A 16,543-nucleotide genomic window follows, 5' to 3' on the forward strand; every position below is an offset into this window, starting at 1 on the left:
TGCTTTCACCTTCCCCCATCGAATCAGGGTCAACCCTTTGGCTTGAATACGAGTGCCGCCAAAAAGCCAAAGGCGATCGCCGCGGAGATTCCCGCACTCGTCACTTCAAAGATCCCCGTGACGATTCCGATCAAGCCGTGCTGTTCCGCTTCCTGCATCGCTCCGTGATAGAGGGAGTGGCCGAAGCTGGTAATCGGCACCGTCGCACCGGCACCGGCAAAGTCAATGAACTTGTCGTAAACGCCGAGAAAATCGAGAGCGACCCCGGCTACGACGAGGGTGCTCATCACATGGGCCGGCGTCATCTTGCCTATGTCCAGCAGCAGTTGGCCAATGACGCAGATGAGTCCGCCAACCACAAAGGCGATCAGATATTCCATCATGCCACACCTCCTTCCAGTGAGACAGCGTGGGCGATACAGGGGATTGAATTGCCCTGCTGGTAACTGACTGGGCTCAAGAGCGCTCCTGTTGCACACACCAAAGCTTTTTTCAGCACACCTTTGTTCAACTGGTCCACGATCTGGCTATACGTCACTACGGCGCTGCTGGCACAGCCGCTCCCGCCCGCAAAGACGTCCTGATCCGGCGAATAGACCATCAGCCCGCAATCGTTGTACACCCCGTCCAGATCGTACCCGTCCCGCTTCATCAAATCTTTGAGGATCGGGAATCCGACGGCCGCCAAATCTCCCGTGACGATCAAGTCATAGTCATCCGGCCGCCGTTTCGTGTCGGCGAAATGCGTTTGCAGCGTGGCAGCCGCAGCCGGCGCCATGGCCGATCCCATATCAAACGGATCCTTAATCCCCATGTCGACGACTTTTCCCATCGTGGCATACGTGATGCGCGGCCCCTTCCCTCCGGTCCCGACGACCGCTGCGCCTGCTCCTGTGACTGTCCATTGCGCAGAGGGCGGCTTCTGTCCACCGTACTCCGTCGGGTAGCGAAATTGACGTTCGGCCGTGGCATTGTGACTGCTGCATGCTGCAATTGCTTTTTTCGCATAGCCCGCGTTCACCAAGGCAGCCGCATTGGCCAATGTGAGCATGGAGGTGGAGCAGGCGCCGTACATGCCCATCAGCGGGATGGCCAGCTTTTCAGCGGCAAAGCTGGTCGTGATGTTCTGGCTCAACAGGTCTCCGGCAAAGAAAACATCAATCTCCGCTCCTGTCAGTTGCGCCTTCTGCAGGGCGATCGACACGGCGTCCTGCATCAATTGCCGTTCGGCATTCTCCCAGGAATCCTGACCGCAGTAAAGATCGTCGTACACCTGATCAAACATGCTGCCAAGCGGACCTTGTCCCTCTTTTGGCCCGACTGCTGTCGCCGTGGCCAGAATGCGGACATCGTTCGGAAAAAGCCAGGTCTGTCTCCCTACCCGAAAAGCACCCGATTGATTGCTCATGTATGTTCCCCTCACATCATCATGTTCCATAGCGTTTTGATGAGGCCGGCGATGAAGGCGGCGACCACACCAAATACGATGACGGAGCCGGCCAGCTTGAACATGTTGCCGCCTACGCCCAGCACGAAACCTTCGCTCCGATGCTCGATCGCGGCAGAGGCGATCGAATTGGCAAAGCCCGTGACCGGAACGGCGGAGCCGGCGCCGGCGTATTGGCCAATATTGTCATACACGCCGAGGCCCGTCAGCAGGATGGCGATAAAAATGAGCGTCGCAACGGTAGGATTGCTGGCCGTTTTCTCCGTAAAACCAAAGAAGTGAATATACATGTTTTGCAGGGCCTGACCGAGCAGGCAGATCGTCCCGCCCACCCAAAACGCGCGGACTGAGTTGAGCAGCACATTGCGCTTGGGCTGGTACTTGGCCGCATGCTGTTTATAGAGCTGCTGTGTCATCTGTTTGGAACCATTCGACTTCGTTTTTGTTGCCATCTGGTAAGCCCCCTCCGCTTTCATCTCGCCAGTCTGTGCACATATCCCTATCTTGTCTGCCTCTTCCTTTTTCTATGAATGGATCAATTTTCCAGAGCATCTAGCTAAAGGCCGAGCCACCACTGCAGCAAAGAACCGACGATCTTGCCCAGCACCATCGCCATCAAAAGCAGAATCAACCGGGAATCCATGCCGAGGCGTTTGGCCAGAATCGGAAAGACGTTGAGCGCCTCGGTCAAGCCAGCCGCCAGCGTTCCCACGAATATACCGGCGAACAGGCCAAAGACGGAAGCCGCAAAACGGGGCATGCCGGCGCTCCACTGAAAAAAGTCGGCGAGCGTAAAAAGCAGCGCGCCGCTCACTAGCGCCCATTCAAATGAGCGAATAAATCGATGGGCATTCGTGAGCTGCGTCAAGCGGGGAATAATATCCAAGACGGTGATAAACGCGACAAACCCGCTGCCTACAGCGAGCCCTCCCCCCAGTCCAATGACGATCAGCAGAATGGGCTGCCAAACGCTCATGGCTTGGTTCGTTCGTTCTCCTGGTTTTCATGCTGAATGTAGTATTGATCGAGGTTTTGTTGATACAAAAACAGCTCAACTTCGAGTGGACTGGGTTCCTCGTTGATTCGCTTCTGAAAGATGTGGTTAAAAAACAGGATCATTCCCAAACCGATCCCGAAGGAATAGGGAATTTGGAGCCAGAGGGGCTGCTTGCTCTTCTGACCGGTAATCAAGGAATAAATCCGCTGATGTACCTGCGGCATGCTCACATCCGTATGGAAATTCATGATCGCCAGGCCCGCGCCGACAAAGAGCAGGACCCATACCATCGCTACCAGCAGAAGACTAGCTTTTTTGCGAGGATTCATCACTTCCACGATGATGTGCGCGGACCCCTGCACCTCCAAAGCCGCTTCCGGGTACACGCGGCGAATCTGTTTGATGACCTGCATAATATCGATAATGATGAGATTGCCGTCTGACGGTTTTACCTGATAGACAGGCATGCGCGCCAGCGCCTCCTCGCGCCTGCCGTCCCAGAAAAGCTGACAGATGTCCCCCAGCGTGATGATCGACTCCGGTTTGACCGCCAGGCGTTTGCGCAGCTTGATAAACAACGGCTCGCTCATCCGATCCTCCTCCTTTCTGATAACCGCAGTGTACCCGCTAGTATGCTCTTCTATGAACAAGCCATGCACCCGATATACCGTATCACGCGGCCGTAGTGAGAGGAAGCACGTTACCATGCGAGGCTCCGCAAAGTCGCTACGCATAGGAACGCGCTTCCTTCGGTACAGGCCCGTTCCACGAAAAAAGACCAGAGAGCTATTGCTCAATCTGGTCTTTGATCGTTTGCAGAATCCTTTTTTCCAGCCTTGACACCTGCACCTGAGAGATTCCCAATCGCTCCGCCACTTCAGACTGCGTCTGATCTTTGTAGTAGCGGAGATATACGATGAGCTGCTCCCTCTCGGTCAGTCGGCTGATGGCATCCTTCAGCGCAATTTTATCAAACCACTTGCTGACGCTTTCGTCTGCGATCTGATCGATCAGGGTGATCGGATCGCCGTCATTTTCAAACACGGTCTCATGAATGGACGATGGCGTGCGGCTCGCCTCTTGGGCAAACACAACTTCCTCGGGAGATATGCCTACGGCTTCGGCTACTTCTGAAATCGTAGGAGCCCGTCCGAACTGCTTGTACAGCTCGTCCTTTGTCCGTCTCACCCGGTTGGCCGTTTCCTTCAGGGAGCGACTTACCTTAACTGTACCATCATCGCGCAAAAATCGCTGGATCTCCCCGATGATCATCGGCACAGCATAGGTGGAGAACTTTACATCATAATTCAGGTCAAATTTGTCCACGGCTTTCAAAAGCCCGATGCACCCGATCTGAAACAGGTCGTCGGCTTCGTAGCCCCGGTTAATAAAACGCTGAACCACTGACCACACCAGCCGAATATTGCTGTTCACGAGCGTCTCGCGCGCTTGCGCGTCCCCGCTCTGGCTCAGGGAGATCAGTTCTTTCACTTGCTCATTGGTAAGAAACGGCTGACTGGCGTTTTTGATATCGGCACCCATAGGCACTGCTCCTAATTTTGTAATGCTTTGGCAAAAGAAAGGCTTTTTGTCAGGCGGACGGTCGTCCCTTTCCCGACAGCAGTTGCCACTTCAAGCGAGTCCATGAAATTTTCCATGATGGTAAAGCCCATGCCCGATCGCTCCAACTCCGGCTTACTCGTATAGAGCGGCTGCATTGCCTGATCGACGTCTTCGATCCCTTTGCCCTCGTCTTCCACGATCAGTTCCACGACATTGTCCTCAATCTTGACGGTGATGCGGACGATCCCCTCCGGATTTTCATCGTAGCCATGAATGATCGAATTGGTGACGGCCTCCGATACGACCGTCTTGATCTCCTCCATCTCCTCCACGGAGACATCCAGCTGAGAGATGAACGAAGCTACTGCCACACGGGCAAATGCTTCATTTTGACTGAGCGCAGCAAACGATACACTCATGTAATTGCGCTGTGCCATCACTACGCCACCCCCAGAATATGAAGTGCTTCCGCTTCGTTCTCACGAAACTTGATCACTTTGAACAAGCCTGACATTTCGAAGATCCGGTAGATGGTCGGATTGATCGAACAAACGACCATTTCACCGGAACGCGCCGAAATCTGCTTGTAGCGTCCGAGGATGACACCGATCCCAGAACTGTCCATAAAAGCCAGATCGGCCAGGCTGAGCACGATGTGTCGTATGGATGATTGGCGCAGCAATTGATCGACTTTTGCGCGCAATTCCTCTGCTGTATGATGGTCAAGTTCGCCTTGCAAACGGACGACCAGGACATCTTGCTTGGTCTCCATGCTGATGCGTAAACTCATGGCTGATACACTCCTTCATCCCGTAGTACCCTCTCTCTTCTTTCTCCTTCTATCCATTTCCTGCCAGGCGACAAAAGAACAAAAAAATCGAGCGGCCACATGATACAATTCGAGGCGACTCGATTCTTTTCGCGTTCTCGCTGTCTGTCAATAAGGGATCAAAACACTTCTCGTTGTTCGCTTGAGAATCTGCCACATGCCTGCCTTTTCCACCGTTTGTTCCGGATAGAGATCGACGCGGTTCACTTCCTTGCCGTCTTTCGTCCGGATAAAGATATGTCCGATGACCTCGTTTTTGTCCAAAGGCGCGTCCACGCTCGGCTTCAACACGACTTCGCGCTCATACTGCTCCGCCGACTCGCCCCGCTTCATCAAGAGGCTGACCGAATGCGGCGTAATGGCGTTTACCTGCGGCTGCATTCCTTTGTCGACTGTCAATGCCTGTACGGTTTCCCCTTTTTTGTACAGGGGGGCTACTTGATAATGAGCAAAGGCGTAATTAAACAGAGTGGAGATTTCTGCATTTCTCGTCTTGGTATCCGGTTCACCCATCACCACGGCGATGACCCGCATGTTGTTTCGTTTGGCTGTCGCGGTCAGACAGTATTTGGCTTCACCGGTATAGCCGGTCTTCAATCCGTCGACGCCCTCGTAAAAGCGGACCAGCCGATTGGTGTTGACCAGCCAAAAGGGATTGGCGGTTTCCTTGCGCAAATAATCCTGATAAATTCCTGTATACTTGGTGATCTGTTCATGCTTCAAAAGTTCTCGCGACATGATGGCGATATCCATAGCAGAGGTGACATGTCCAGGTGCGGGCAATCCATTTGAGTTGACGAAATGCGTCTGCTTCATCCCGAGCTGTTTGGCGCGCTCATTCATTTTGGCGACAAACGCTTCTTCAGTGCCTGCGAGATGCTCGGCCATCGCGACGGAGGCATCATTGCCTGAGGCGATCGCGATCCCCTTCACCATGTCCTCGACGGTCATCTCTTCACCGGGCTGGAGAAAAATCTGAGAGCCGCCCATCGAGGCAGCCCGTTCGCTGGTGCGAACTTTGTCCGTCAGCTTGATCTCTCCGCGATCCAGCGCCTCCATGATGAGCAAAAGCGTCATGACTTTGGTAATACTAGCAGGAGGCAGCTTCTCGTACGCGTTTTTTTCAAACAAGACTGTCCCCGTATCCGCTTCCATCAGGATGGCGGAAGTGGCGTGCGGCGCGAAGTTCATCAGCCCATCCTTGGCTGGCGCTTTCTCCTTCGCCGCGACTCCGATCGGAGAAAAGAACGCAACACATAAGATGAAGCATAGGCTCAGATGCAGACTCCTTTTCATAGCAAACTCTTCCCTCCATTCATGTCTCTATTCTGACCATCTGCAAAGGAAAATATTCACAACGAAAAAACTCCCCTCTTTTCAGAAGGGAGTCATGCGTGCATAGCTTAAATGACAAATTTCCTGACATTTTCAGCCAGCTCGTCGGCCAGCTGCTTCAGCTCTTCTACGTTGTCGCTGATGCGGGCGATGGCGTGAAGCTGCTCATCCACCGTCGTGACGACCCCGCCCAGCGATTGGTTGATCTCATCCGATACTGCCGACAGGCGTTGCATCGAGGAAGTGACGACCTGGTTGCCCGCGGCCATCTCCTCTGACGCGGCGGACATGGACTCGCTCTGCTCCGCGGCTGACTGAATATCGGCGACGATGTGCTGGAACGCGGTCCCGACGGTTTCCACGGACTGGAGTCCCGAACTGACCATCGCGACGATATCGTCCATATGCTTGCTCATGTCCATCGCCTCGTCATTAATCGAGTGGGCAATCGAGGCGATCCGCTCAGAGAAGGAGCTGCTCTCCTCTGCCAACTTTCGCACCTCGCTGGCGACGACGGAAAATCCGCGTCCGGCATCTCCCGCTCTGGCTGCTTCGATGGCGGCATTCAGAGCCAGCAGATTCGTCTGGGAGGCAATGCTGCTGATCATCTCCACGATGCTTGTGATCTGTCTGGCCCGCTCCCGCAGACCGTGCATCTGTTCGGCTGTCCGCTCCACTTCTCCTGTCGCCTGCCGAACCGTGGTAATCACATTTTTCACCAGTTTCATGCCGTCCTGCGCCCGCTCAAAGGTGCTGGAAGTTGCGCGAGTCGTCGCTTCGGCGGCGACTGCTACCTGCTCGACCCCCTGCGATATTTCGGAGACCGTCGTCGCAGCAGCGAGGACCTCGCGCGTTTGTTGCGACACCCGCTCGGAAATCATCGAGATATTCTCGGTGATCGAGTGGATCGCCCCGGTGTTTTGCTGGGCGGACAGATTCAGTTCCTCCGCCGCCGTATGGAGCCGGTTCGCCTGTCCCTGGACGTGAGCGACCAGCTTGCGCAGCTCCGTCGCCATTTCGTTCATCTTTTGGCCGACCAGGGCCAGCTCGTCCCTTCCTTTCACCTCAACACGGACATCAAAGTGGCCGGAACCGATTTTCTCCATGTCCCGTGCAATCGCGAGCAGGGATTTGCGAATCCGCATGGCAAACCACCAGATCGACCAGGCGGCGAGCACGATGATCGGTATGCTGATCAGTGCAAACGTATATCCCATGCCACTCAGTGCGCCGTAAACCTCCGACGAAGCGGTCGTCAGCACGAGGCTCCAGCCGAGGGAGGGGATGGGGGCAAGCGCCGCAAACGAGTTGACCCCGTCGGCTTCATACTCTAGGCTCTGACTTTGGTGCGTGTTGACCAGTTCCAACAGATCGGCGTAATCCCGATTTTCTGCCAGAGACAGCTGGTTATTCTGCGCCGGATCTTTATGGGCGACGACCAATCCATCCGGGCGCACGATAAAGGCATGTCCATTTTGCATAAAGGGAATTTCAGCCGTCTTGTTCAGGAGCGGGTCGATTTGAAAACCGACGATCAAGATGCGGGAGGTATCCTCATTCTTCTCCCCGATCGGGGTCGCCAGATAGATAAAGCTCCGCTCCGTGCCCAGCTCTACCTCTTCGTCCGAGAAAACAGGCCCCTTGGCAGAGAGCGCTTGCTGCATGTATTGTTTTTGTTTAAAATCAATTTCATTTTTCCCCGTCAGGGAGAAGATCGAATTCCCTGTATTTGAATCAACCAGATAAACCTTGGACACTTCCTTATGGGATTGCCGCAGGAGCCTGAATTGTTCCATGATCAACGGCTCCAGTTCCGTGGTCATCACTCTTTTCGAGGCGGTTTCCAGCGAACTGGCCTTCACATCTTCAATCCAGTCTTCCATGCTGCCTGCATATTGTTCGGCCAGCATTTTTGCCTGACTGGAGGTAATCCCGATGAGGGTATTCTTCGAAAACGAGAGTGCTATGTATTGCAGGGCACCAATAATGATAATGACGAGAATAATACCAAAGGCAATCATCTTTTTTGCCAGGGACCCCTGCAGATTCCGGGTAATGAAATCTGCTGCCCGTGAGAGCGTACGCGGTGCTGATTGATCCTTTTGGCCAAACCGAGGCAATCGGATTCTCCGCATGAAAATACCCCCTATGTCTGATATCTTCCTCATGAAAAAGCCTCCGTAAATATACAGGGAACAATGAATGAACCCCATCCATTCGCGGAGGCCAATAAATCTCACGTCTGGAAAGAACAGGGTTCCCCTTAATCCAGGGAATCCCGTCTGAACATCTAGTTGTATAAATGGCAGGCAGCGAAATGGCCAGGCTCCACTTCTTTCCAAACTGGTTCGGCAGCAGCGCACTCCGGCATCGCTTTCGGGCAGCGCGTCCGGAAATGGCAACCGCTCGGTGGATTCATCGGGCTTGGGACGTCCCCTTGTAAAACGATACGCTCACGCTTGCGCTCCACTTCCGGGTCCGGAATCGGAATCGCCGAGAGAAGAGCCTGTGTATAGGGATGAAGCGGTTTTTCGTACAGCTTGTCACTGTCTGCGAGTTCTACCATTTTTCCGAGATACATCACGGCGACACGGTCCGAGATGTATTTCACCATGGACAGGTCATGGGCGATGAACATGTAAGTCAGACCCATTTTCTCCTGGAGCTGCTCCAGCAGGTTTACGACCTGCGCCTGTACGGATACGTCCAGAGCGGAAATCGGCTCGTCACACACGATGAATTTCGGTTCGACGGCCAATGCGCGGGCAATCCCGATCCGCTGGCGCTGTCCGCCGGAAAACTCGTGCGGGAAGCGGTTCATATGCTCCGGATTCAGGCTGACAAGAGAGAGCAGCTCTTGGATCCGCTCTTTTCGCTTCTGACCTGTCGCGAGGCCGTGAATATCCAGCGCTTCGCCGATGATATCGCCGACGGTCATCCGCGGGTTCAGGGACGCATACGGGTCCTGGAAGATCATCTGCATGTTGCGGCGCATGGCTTTCATTTCCTGATTGTTCAGCTTCATGATGCTTTTGCCTTCAAACAGGACGTCTCCCGCTGTCGGTTCGTAAAGACGGAGCAGGGTACGGCCGGCTGTGGATTTGCCACAACCGGACTCACCTACGACACCCAGTGTTTCGCCGCGTTTGATTTCAAAGGAAATATCGTTGACAGCCTTCAAGGTATTGTCGCCAATCTTGAAGAACTTTTTCAGGTTGCGAACTTCTAACAAAGTATCACGATTATCCACTAGTTTCCCTCCTCCTTACGATCTTGCCCGATTCTGAGCCAGGGGATGTTGCAGCCAGCAAGCCGCACGTTGGGTAGAGCTGATCTCGCTCAATTCCGGATCGTACTCCTGGCATACACGCATCGCGGATTCACAGCGAGCCGTAAAGCCGCAGCCGGCCGGCGGACGCAGCAAGTCCGGAGGTGTGCCAAAGATCGGTGTAAGCGGTTCGTCACGGTTCAAGTCGAGACGAGGAACAGAACGCAGCAAGCCTTTGGTGTATGGATGCTGTGGATTGTAGAAGATGTCGTCAACCGTACCGGTCTCGATCACTTTCCCTGCGTACATGACGATGACGCGGTCGCACATCTCGGCGACGACACCCAGGTCATGCGTAATCAGGATGATCGACGTGCCGGTTTTTTTCTGCAGTTCTTTCATCAGGTCCAGGATTTGCGCCTGAATTGTCACGTCCAAAGCCGTCGTCGGTTCGTCCGCGATCAAAAGCTGCGGATTGCAAGCCAGCGCGATCGCAATCATGGCCCGCTGGCGCATCCCGCCGGAGAACTCGTGCGGATACTGATCCACGCGTTTTTCCGGCTGCGGAATGCCGACCATGGTCAACAGTTCGATGGCGCGATTGCGTGCCTGGGCACGGGTCATTTTTTGGTGCTTGACCAAACCTTCGATAATCTGGTTCCCGATCGTCAGGGTCGGGTTGAGAGAGGTCATCGGGTCCTGGAAGATCATGCCGATCTCTTTCCCCCGAATCGCTTCCATTTCCTTATTGCTTTTATTGACAAGATTCTCGCCGTTAAAGAGAATCTCCCCTTGTTTGATTTCGCCCGGAGGCATCGGGATCAGCTTCATCAGCGACTGCGCGGTCACAGATTTGCCGCACCCGGACTCTCCCACAATCGCGACGGCCTCTCCCCGTTTTACGTAAAAGTTGACGCCTCGCACGGCTTTGACTTCTCCCGCGTACGTGTGGAAGGAGACGTGCAGGTCATTGACTTCGAGAATGCGTTCATCCATGTCTGTGATCCCTCCTATTTCCGCAGGCGCGGGTCTACGGCGTCACGCAGACCGTCACCGAGCAAGTTAAATGCCAACATCGTAATCGAGATGAACAGAGCCGGGAACATCAATCGCCACGGATAATACTTCATGGCCGACAAGCCTTCGTTGGACATCGTCCCCCACGATGCTACCGGAGCGGATACCCCAAGACCGATAAAGGAGAGGAAGGACTCGGCAAAAATCGCAGTCGGAACGGTCAAGCTCAATGTAACGATAATCGGACCCAGCGAGTTCGGAATCAGGTGCTTGAAGATCAGGCGGTTGTTGTCGGCGCCGAGCGAGCGAGCCGCCAGGACGAATTCCTGCGCTTTCAGCTGAAGAATCTGTCCCCGGACAATCCGCGCCATCCCGATCCAGCCGGTAATCGTCAGCGCGATAATGATCGTCCCGACACCGGGCTCTAAGACAACCATGAGCAAAATTACCACGAGCAAGTACGGAATCGCGTACAAAATGTCAGCGATACGCATCATGATCTCATCGATTCTGCCACCGTAGAATCCTGCCAGACCGCCCCAAATCACGCCAATGATCAGGTCGATAAAGGCTGCGGCAAATCCGACTTCCAAAGAAATGCGGGCACCGTACCATACGCGGACGAATACGTCGCGCCCCAAATCATCGGTCCCAAACCAATGTTCGGCGGACGGTTTCTTGTTCTTCCCAGCCAGGTCCGTCGTATAATAGTCATTGGAACTGAAGATCGGAATAAAAATCGCACAAGCGACCAAGATCAAAATAAACACCAGGGAAGCCATCGCTACTTTATTCATCTTCAAGCGGCGCCATACATCTGCCCAGAAGGAGAGGCTTGGACGCTTGATGCTTTCGGCTTGTTTGAGGTCTACCGCAATGGGCTCAAAATGCTCTTTCGTCAGTTGCATCTCACATTACTCCTTTCCTGTATCACTTAACTTGATCCGCGGGTCAACCAGTGTATAGGCGATGTCTACAAGCAGAACGCTCACGACCAGGATAATCGAGTAGAATACCGTGGTTCCCATGATAACGGTGTAGTCGCGGTTCGTAATGGAGATGACGAATTCGCGTCCAAGACCAGGGATACCGAAGATTCTTTCGATTACGAAAGCCCCCGTCAGAATGTTCGCCAGAAGCGGCCCCAGATAAGTAATGACAGGCAGAAGCGCGTTGCGGATGGCGTGTTTCACAGTAATCGTAAATGTATTTAATCCCTTGGCTTTCGCCGTCTTGATGTAATCCTGCCCCATGACCTCCAGCATATTGGAGCGCGTCAGCCGGGCAATGAAGGCGATAGGCATTGCGGCTAGTGCTAAGGAAGGCAATACGGTATATTCAAAACCTTCCCACTTTGCAATGGGAAAGAGCCCCCATTTGATCGCAAAGAAATATTGATAAAATGATGCCAAAATAAATCCGGGGACAGACAGGCCAAGAACCGCAATCAACATGGCCAAGTAGTCCTGCCATTTATTATGCCTCAATGCGGCAATGACCCCCAGAATAATTCCGCCGAAGACCGCCAGCAGCAGGGCTTGCAATCCCAAGTGGGCAGATACAGGGAAACCGCGATTGATCATGTCGTTAACAGTTGAAGATTTTTCCGCGAACGAAGGTCCCAAATCCCATTTGATCACGCCGATCAAATAGTCGAGGTACTGTTCATGCAGCGGCAGATTCAATTTGTATTTGGCTTCCAGTGCAGCTCGGATTTCATCTGGAACGTTCTTTTCCGAAGTAAAAGGACCGCCCGGCACCGCTTTCATAATGAAGAAGGTGGCCGTTACGATCAAGAAAAGCGAGAGAATCATAAAAATGATACGCTTACCTAGATAACGGATCAACAAACTTACCCCCCTGTGTTTTTTTGCTTCACGTCCCATTTTTACACTGCTTCTGCGGCTGGAACAGTGCAAAAATCGACAGTGTAAATTCCCCAATATTCGAATCTCTTGCAGTTTCTTTTCTCTATCTGTGTTTGTGTTCGGCATGATATGATGCCGTATATCGGAACGGTCGGCATAAGATAAGGTATATGGTTCGTCCATATACCTTATCTCTGCAAACCGATTTCCTTTACGCCTCTTTGGAACAGCAGATTACTCTACCGAAGCCCACTTCCAGTCCACATCGCCCAAGCCGCCGATTACGACGCCTTTGACATTTTCCTTCTGTACCCAAGAGTTGGTGTAGAAGTAGATGGGAGCGACAGGCATTTCGTCCATGAGGATGGTTTCTGCTTCCAGCAGGATTTGCTTCCGTTTCGCCGGATCCGGCTCGGTGGCGGATTGGTTCAACAGTTCCTTGAACTTCGGATGCTCCCAACGCGTATCGTTGTTTCCGCCATCCTTGTCCTTGTACATTTCAAGGAAGTTGATCGGGTCGTTAAAGTCACCCAGCCAACCCAAACGTCCTATCTGGTAGTTCCCCTGGTGCATGTCTTCGAGGTAGACTTTCCATTCCTTGTTTTCCAGCTTTACTTCAACGCCAAGGTTTTTCTTCCACTGGTCCTGGATCGCAGCCGCGATCTTTTGGTGGGCCTCAGAAGTATTGTAGGACAGGGTGATCGGAGGCAGCTTGGTAATGCCCAGCTCCTTCATTCCCTCGTCAAGCAGTTTCTTTGCTGTCTCTACGTCATTGTCCTTGAAGAAGCCGTCAGGTTTCAGCGCCATGGATGGCGGTACGGCACCCATAGCAGGAAGTTGGCCAGTTTGCAGGATATTGTCAATCAGGGACTGTCTGTCGATAGAGTACGCGAACGCTTTGCGGATCTTCACGTTGTTAAACGGCGGCTTTTCGGTGTTGAACTTGTACCAGTAGGTACCCGCGATGGCTTGGGTCGTGATCTTCTTCTGCTCTTTCAGAGCCGGAATGGCGTCCGTAGGCAGAGAGCTTGTCGGCGATCCTGCCCAGTCAATCTCGCCGTTTTCAAACATGGACAGCTCGGTGTTCTCGTCTTCTACCATAGCAAACTCGATGCGATCCAATTTAACCGTATCTTTGTCCCAGTAATTTTCGTTTTTAACGAGCACGAGCTTGCTCTTATGTTCCCACGTTTCCATCTTGAACGGACCGTTACCCATGTGGGTGCTAGCTTCTGCCGCCCATTTCGGATTGGACTCAACCAGCTTTTTGTTGACCGGGAAATAGGTCGGGAAGGCGGTCAGCTCCAGGAAGAAGGGCGTCGGGTTTTCCAGCTTTACTTCCAGTGTCTTGTCGTCGAGTGCCTTAACACCGACGTCATCGCGGCTGGCGGTGCCTTTGTTGAAGGCTTCCCCATTTTTTACATAGTACAGTTGGTACGCATAGTTGGAAGCTGTGTTTGGATCGAGTGCGCGCTTCCAGGCGTATTCAAAGTCGTGTGCCGTTACAGGCTCTCCATTTGCCCATTTGGTGTCCTTCAGTTTAAACGTATAGGTGAGCATATCTTCGGAAAGCTCATAGCTTTCAGCTACTGACATGACTGGCTGCTGGCTCGCATCTACGCGGGTGAGACCGTCGAAGGTAGCGCGGATAATCGCAGCCGATGTCGTATCCTCAGAGATTCCCGGGTCTGCAGTCGGTGGCTCGGAGTGAAGATTGAGCTTCAATACTTGCGGCTTTTTCTCCGCAGGCGCTGCAGGTTGTTGACCCGTGGTGCCTTCAGCAGGCTTCGGATCGGTGGTAGCCTGTTGGCCGCCTGCGCAACCAGCCAAGGCTGCACCTAAAACTGCTACAGAACTGACAAGAGCAAACACGTTCTTTTTCAACGCAATAACCCCCAATGTCATTGTCTTCTTTTCTGTCTCTCTTTTGTATGTTTTCTGAAAATTTAAAACGTGATGCAACGAAAAAACCGGGGCTCTTTTTCCTCGGATTACCAGCTCCTTTCATCATATGGCCACATCTTCATCACGAACGAATGAGAAGGAGTCTTTGTACTGCTTTAGCTCCAGCGACACATCGGCCGCCAGAATCCCTTCACATTGTGAGAGTCGTTCGTTGACGAAAGTGATCAATTCATCGTTATTATGGAAACACGCCTGAATGATCAAGTCGTGCTTACCGCTAAATGCACCCACAAATCGGACCTCAGGAAACTTGCTCAATTCCTCGGCCACGCTGTTTTGCAGCCCGAGCTTGGTCGTCAATCCGATGATCGCCTGTACGTGAAGGCCCAATTTCTCCGGGTCGGGGTGAATGACAAATTGAAACACTCCATCTTGTAACAGGCGGGTAATGCGCGATCGGATGGTCCCTTCGCTCAAGCCAAGTTGATGGGCAATTTCTGTGTAAGCCCTTCTTCCATCCTCTTGGAGGATTTGCAAGATCTGCATATCAACATGGTCCAGCTTTTTCATAAATACGATTTTTAAAGAACCTCCATCAGTTTTTTACGATATTCGCAAAAATCTTAAACATATTGCCTGTCACAATAAACATAATCTGAATTGGTAGCGGTGTCAACGAAATTTGACTTGTAGAATTATAAAATATTATAAAGTGAATCCGAACAATAAATTTAATTTTAACAATTACATTAGGGTTCTATCCTACTATTGAACCGTAAATCAGTTGATTAATCAATAAAAATTTATCGAGAAAGTCAAATTTTGTCCGATTTTCTGCCCTTTCTGCCCCGTCTGGCCTGCGTTTTGCAAACCTTCCCTCGTTTTGATTTTGCAAATCCTGTCCGTCTTTTTCGTTCACAATATTCAGTAACCGACTATTCTAAATTTTATACCCGGCTAACGCCGGACAGTACGCCCGACGTTGTCATTTTACAAAAAACCTATTCTACTCTACTATCGTTTTGTAAATTAATGGCTGGTCCATTGCAGCTTCGGCGCTGTATGTATACGCTCCTGCCAGCTCCCTTGCAGCCTGCTGCAGCAGATGATCGTCATTGGCGTAGATCGTAGCCAGAACCTCCCCGGCCCGCACCTTTTCCCCCCGCTTTTTCGCGAGAACGATGCCAACAGCCAAATCGATCGGCATCTCCTTGGTCAATCTGCCCGCTCCCAGCAGGACAGAGGCATGCCCCACCGTCTCTGCGTCAATGGCGGCAATATAGCCGTCCTGTGCTGCTTTGATCTCCAGCGACAAAGAAGCGGACGGCAGGCGAGACGGATCGTAGACGTCCTCCCTGCTGCCTCCCTGCGCTTCGACCATCTGCGCCAGTTTCTCCACCGCCTGCCCTGTCCGGATGATCTCCTCCAGACGCGCGCGGCCCTCCTCCACATCGGTGACCAGCTCGCCCAGTACGAGCATATGGGCTCCGATCGACAGCGCCAGCTCGGTCAGATCGCGAGGTCCCCTGCCTGCCAGGGTCTCGATCGCCTCTTGCACTTCCAGCGCATTGCCCACAGCGTACCCGAGCGGTTGGTCCATGTCGCTGATGACGGCAACCGTTTTCCTGCCTACCTGTTTGCCGATCTGGACCATGGCGGTCGCGAGCGTCTCCGCCTGTTCCAAGGTCTTCATGAAAGCGCCGCTGCCAACTTTTACGTCCAGCAGGATCGCATCCGCGCCGGCTGCAATTTTCTTGGACATGATCGAGCTGGCGATCAGCGGAACGGCTTCCACCGTAGCGGTTACGTCCCGGAGGGCGTACAGTTTTTTATCCGCCGGCGTCAGGTTGCCCGACTGGCCGATGACCGATACGCCGATCTCCTGTACTTGCCTTAGAAACTGCTCCCGGCTGCGTTCTACCTGAAAGCCGGAAAAAGACTCCAGCTTGTCAATCGTTCCTCCCGAATAGCCCAATCCTCTGCCGGACATTTTGGCCACAGGGATTCCGGCGGCAGCCACCAGCGGCGCCACTACCAGCGTGGTTTTGTCGCCCACTCCCCCCGTGCTGTGCTTATCTACCTTGATCCCCGGCAGGGAAGACAGGTCCAGCTGCTCCCCCGAGGCGGCCATCGCCAGCGTCAAATCCCCTGTCTCGCGCGGAGTCATGCCGCGCAGCAGAACCGCCATCGCCCAGGCCGACATCTGATAATCCGGGATGCTCCCGTCCGTATATCCCGTGACGAGAAATTGAATCTCTTCTGTGGTCAGGTCATGACCGTCTCTTTTTTTTGCGATGATATCCACCATGCGCAT

Annotated in this window: 17 protein-coding genes; all 17 read right to left on the reverse strand. The window is 53.1% G+C overall.

Going from position 1 to position 16,543, the window contains the following annotated elements; translation table 11 throughout:
- Nucleotides 1-29: 29 nt before the first annotated feature.
- The 17 genes from spoVAE to JD108_RS12925 all read right to left on the reverse strand — a co-directional run bounded on the left by spoVAE (nt 30) and on the right by JD108_RS12925 (nt 16,543).
- Entirely contained in the window at nt 30-380 is a 351-nt protein-coding gene (gene spoVAE, locus JD108_RS12845; RefSeq protein WP_198830109.1) for a stage V sporulation protein AE, read from the reverse strand.
- The gene (gene spoVAD / locus JD108_RS12850) at nt 380-1,408 is read right to left on the reverse strand and encodes a stage V sporulation protein AD (RefSeq protein WP_198826466.1); all 1,029 of its coding nucleotides are present in this window, start codon (nt 1,406-1,408) and stop codon (nt 380-382) included. Before spoVAD ends, spoVAE begins: the two co-directional genes overlap by 1 nt.
- An 11-nt stretch (nt 1,409-1,419) precedes the next feature.
- A complete protein-coding gene (gene spoVAC / locus JD108_RS12855) occupies nt 1,420-1,899 on the reverse strand; it encodes a stage V sporulation protein AC (RefSeq protein WP_198826467.1) in 480 nt (159 codons plus the stop codon).
- Nucleotides 1,900-2,003: 104 nt separating this feature from the next.
- Nucleotides 2,004-2,423, reverse strand: coding sequence for a stage V sporulation protein AB (locus JD108_RS12860; RefSeq protein WP_198826468.1), 420 nt, complete (start codon nt 2,421-2,423; stop codon nt 2,004-2,006).
- Nucleotides 2,420-3,034 (reverse strand): stage V sporulation protein AA, encoded by a 615-nt coding sequence (locus JD108_RS12865; RefSeq protein WP_198826469.1) that lies wholly within the window; start codon nt 3,032-3,034, stop codon nt 2,420-2,422. Before JD108_RS12865 ends, JD108_RS12860 begins: the two co-directional genes overlap by 4 nt.
- Nucleotides 3,035-3,230: 196 nt before the next feature.
- Nucleotides 3,231-3,986, reverse strand: coding sequence for an RNA polymerase sporulation sigma factor SigF (gene sigF, locus JD108_RS12870; RefSeq protein WP_198826470.1), 756 nt, complete (start codon nt 3,984-3,986; stop codon nt 3,231-3,233).
- An 11-nt stretch (nt 3,987-3,997) separates the two neighbouring features.
- Nucleotides 3,998-4,444: an anti-sigma F factor gene (spoIIAB, locus tag JD108_RS12875; protein WP_198826471.1), complete on the reverse strand. Its 447-nt coding sequence runs from the start codon at nt 4,442-4,444 to the stop codon at nt 3,998-4,000.
- A gap of 2 nt (nt 4,445-4,446) precedes the next feature.
- Nucleotides 4,447-4,797, reverse strand: coding sequence for an anti-sigma F factor antagonist (gene spoIIAA / locus JD108_RS12880; RefSeq protein WP_198826472.1), 351 nt, complete (start codon nt 4,795-4,797; stop codon nt 4,447-4,449).
- A gap of 147 nt (nt 4,798-4,944) precedes the next feature.
- Complete coding sequence (locus tag JD108_RS12885; RefSeq protein WP_198826473.1) at nt 4,945-6,132, reverse strand: D-alanyl-D-alanine carboxypeptidase family protein; 1,188 nt, start codon at nt 6,130-6,132, stop codon at nt 4,945-4,947.
- A gap of 107 nt (nt 6,133-6,239) precedes the next feature.
- A complete protein-coding gene (locus tag JD108_RS12890; protein ID WP_198826474.1) occupies nt 6,240-8,306 on the reverse strand; it encodes a methyl-accepting chemotaxis protein in 2,067 nt (688 codons plus the stop codon).
- A gap of 155 nt (nt 8,307-8,461) precedes the next feature.
- Nucleotides 8,462-9,421, reverse strand: coding sequence for an ABC transporter ATP-binding protein (locus JD108_RS12895; RefSeq protein WP_198826475.1), 960 nt, complete (start codon nt 9,419-9,421; stop codon nt 8,462-8,464).
- 15 nt (nt 9,422-9,436) lie between these two features.
- A complete protein-coding gene (locus JD108_RS12900) occupies nt 9,437-10,435 on the reverse strand; it encodes an ABC transporter ATP-binding protein (RefSeq protein ID WP_198826476.1) in 999 nt (332 codons plus the stop codon).
- 14 nt (nt 10,436-10,449) lie between these two features.
- The gene (locus JD108_RS12905; RefSeq protein ID WP_198826477.1) at nt 10,450-11,364 is read right to left on the reverse strand and encodes an ABC transporter permease; all 915 of its coding nucleotides are present in this window, start codon (nt 11,362-11,364) and stop codon (nt 10,450-10,452) included.
- Between the two features lie 6 nt (nt 11,365-11,370).
- On the reverse strand, nt 11,371-12,303 hold the full coding sequence (locus JD108_RS12910) for an ABC transporter permease (protein WP_198826478.1): 933 nt from the start codon (nt 12,301-12,303) through the stop codon (nt 11,371-11,373).
- Nucleotides 12,304-12,558: 255 nt separating this feature from the next.
- The gene (locus JD108_RS12915) at nt 12,559-14,208 is read right to left on the reverse strand and encodes a peptide ABC transporter substrate-binding protein (protein WP_198826479.1); all 1,650 of its coding nucleotides are present in this window, start codon (nt 14,206-14,208) and stop codon (nt 12,559-12,561) included.
- 123 nt (nt 14,209-14,331) lie between these two features.
- Nucleotides 14,332-14,799: an Lrp/AsnC family transcriptional regulator gene (locus JD108_RS12920; protein ID WP_198826480.1), complete on the reverse strand. Its 468-nt coding sequence runs from the start codon at nt 14,797-14,799 to the stop codon at nt 14,332-14,334.
- Nucleotides 14,800-15,235: 436 nt separating this feature from the next.
- Nucleotides 15,236-16,543, reverse strand: coding sequence for a pyrimidine-nucleoside phosphorylase (locus JD108_RS12925; protein WP_198826481.1), 1,308 nt, complete (start codon nt 16,541-16,543; stop codon nt 15,236-15,238).

It is taken from the genome of Brevibacillus composti, from assembly GCF_016406105.1.
Lineage (GTDB): Bacteria > Bacillota > Bacilli > Brevibacillales > Brevibacillaceae > Brevibacillus > Brevibacillus composti.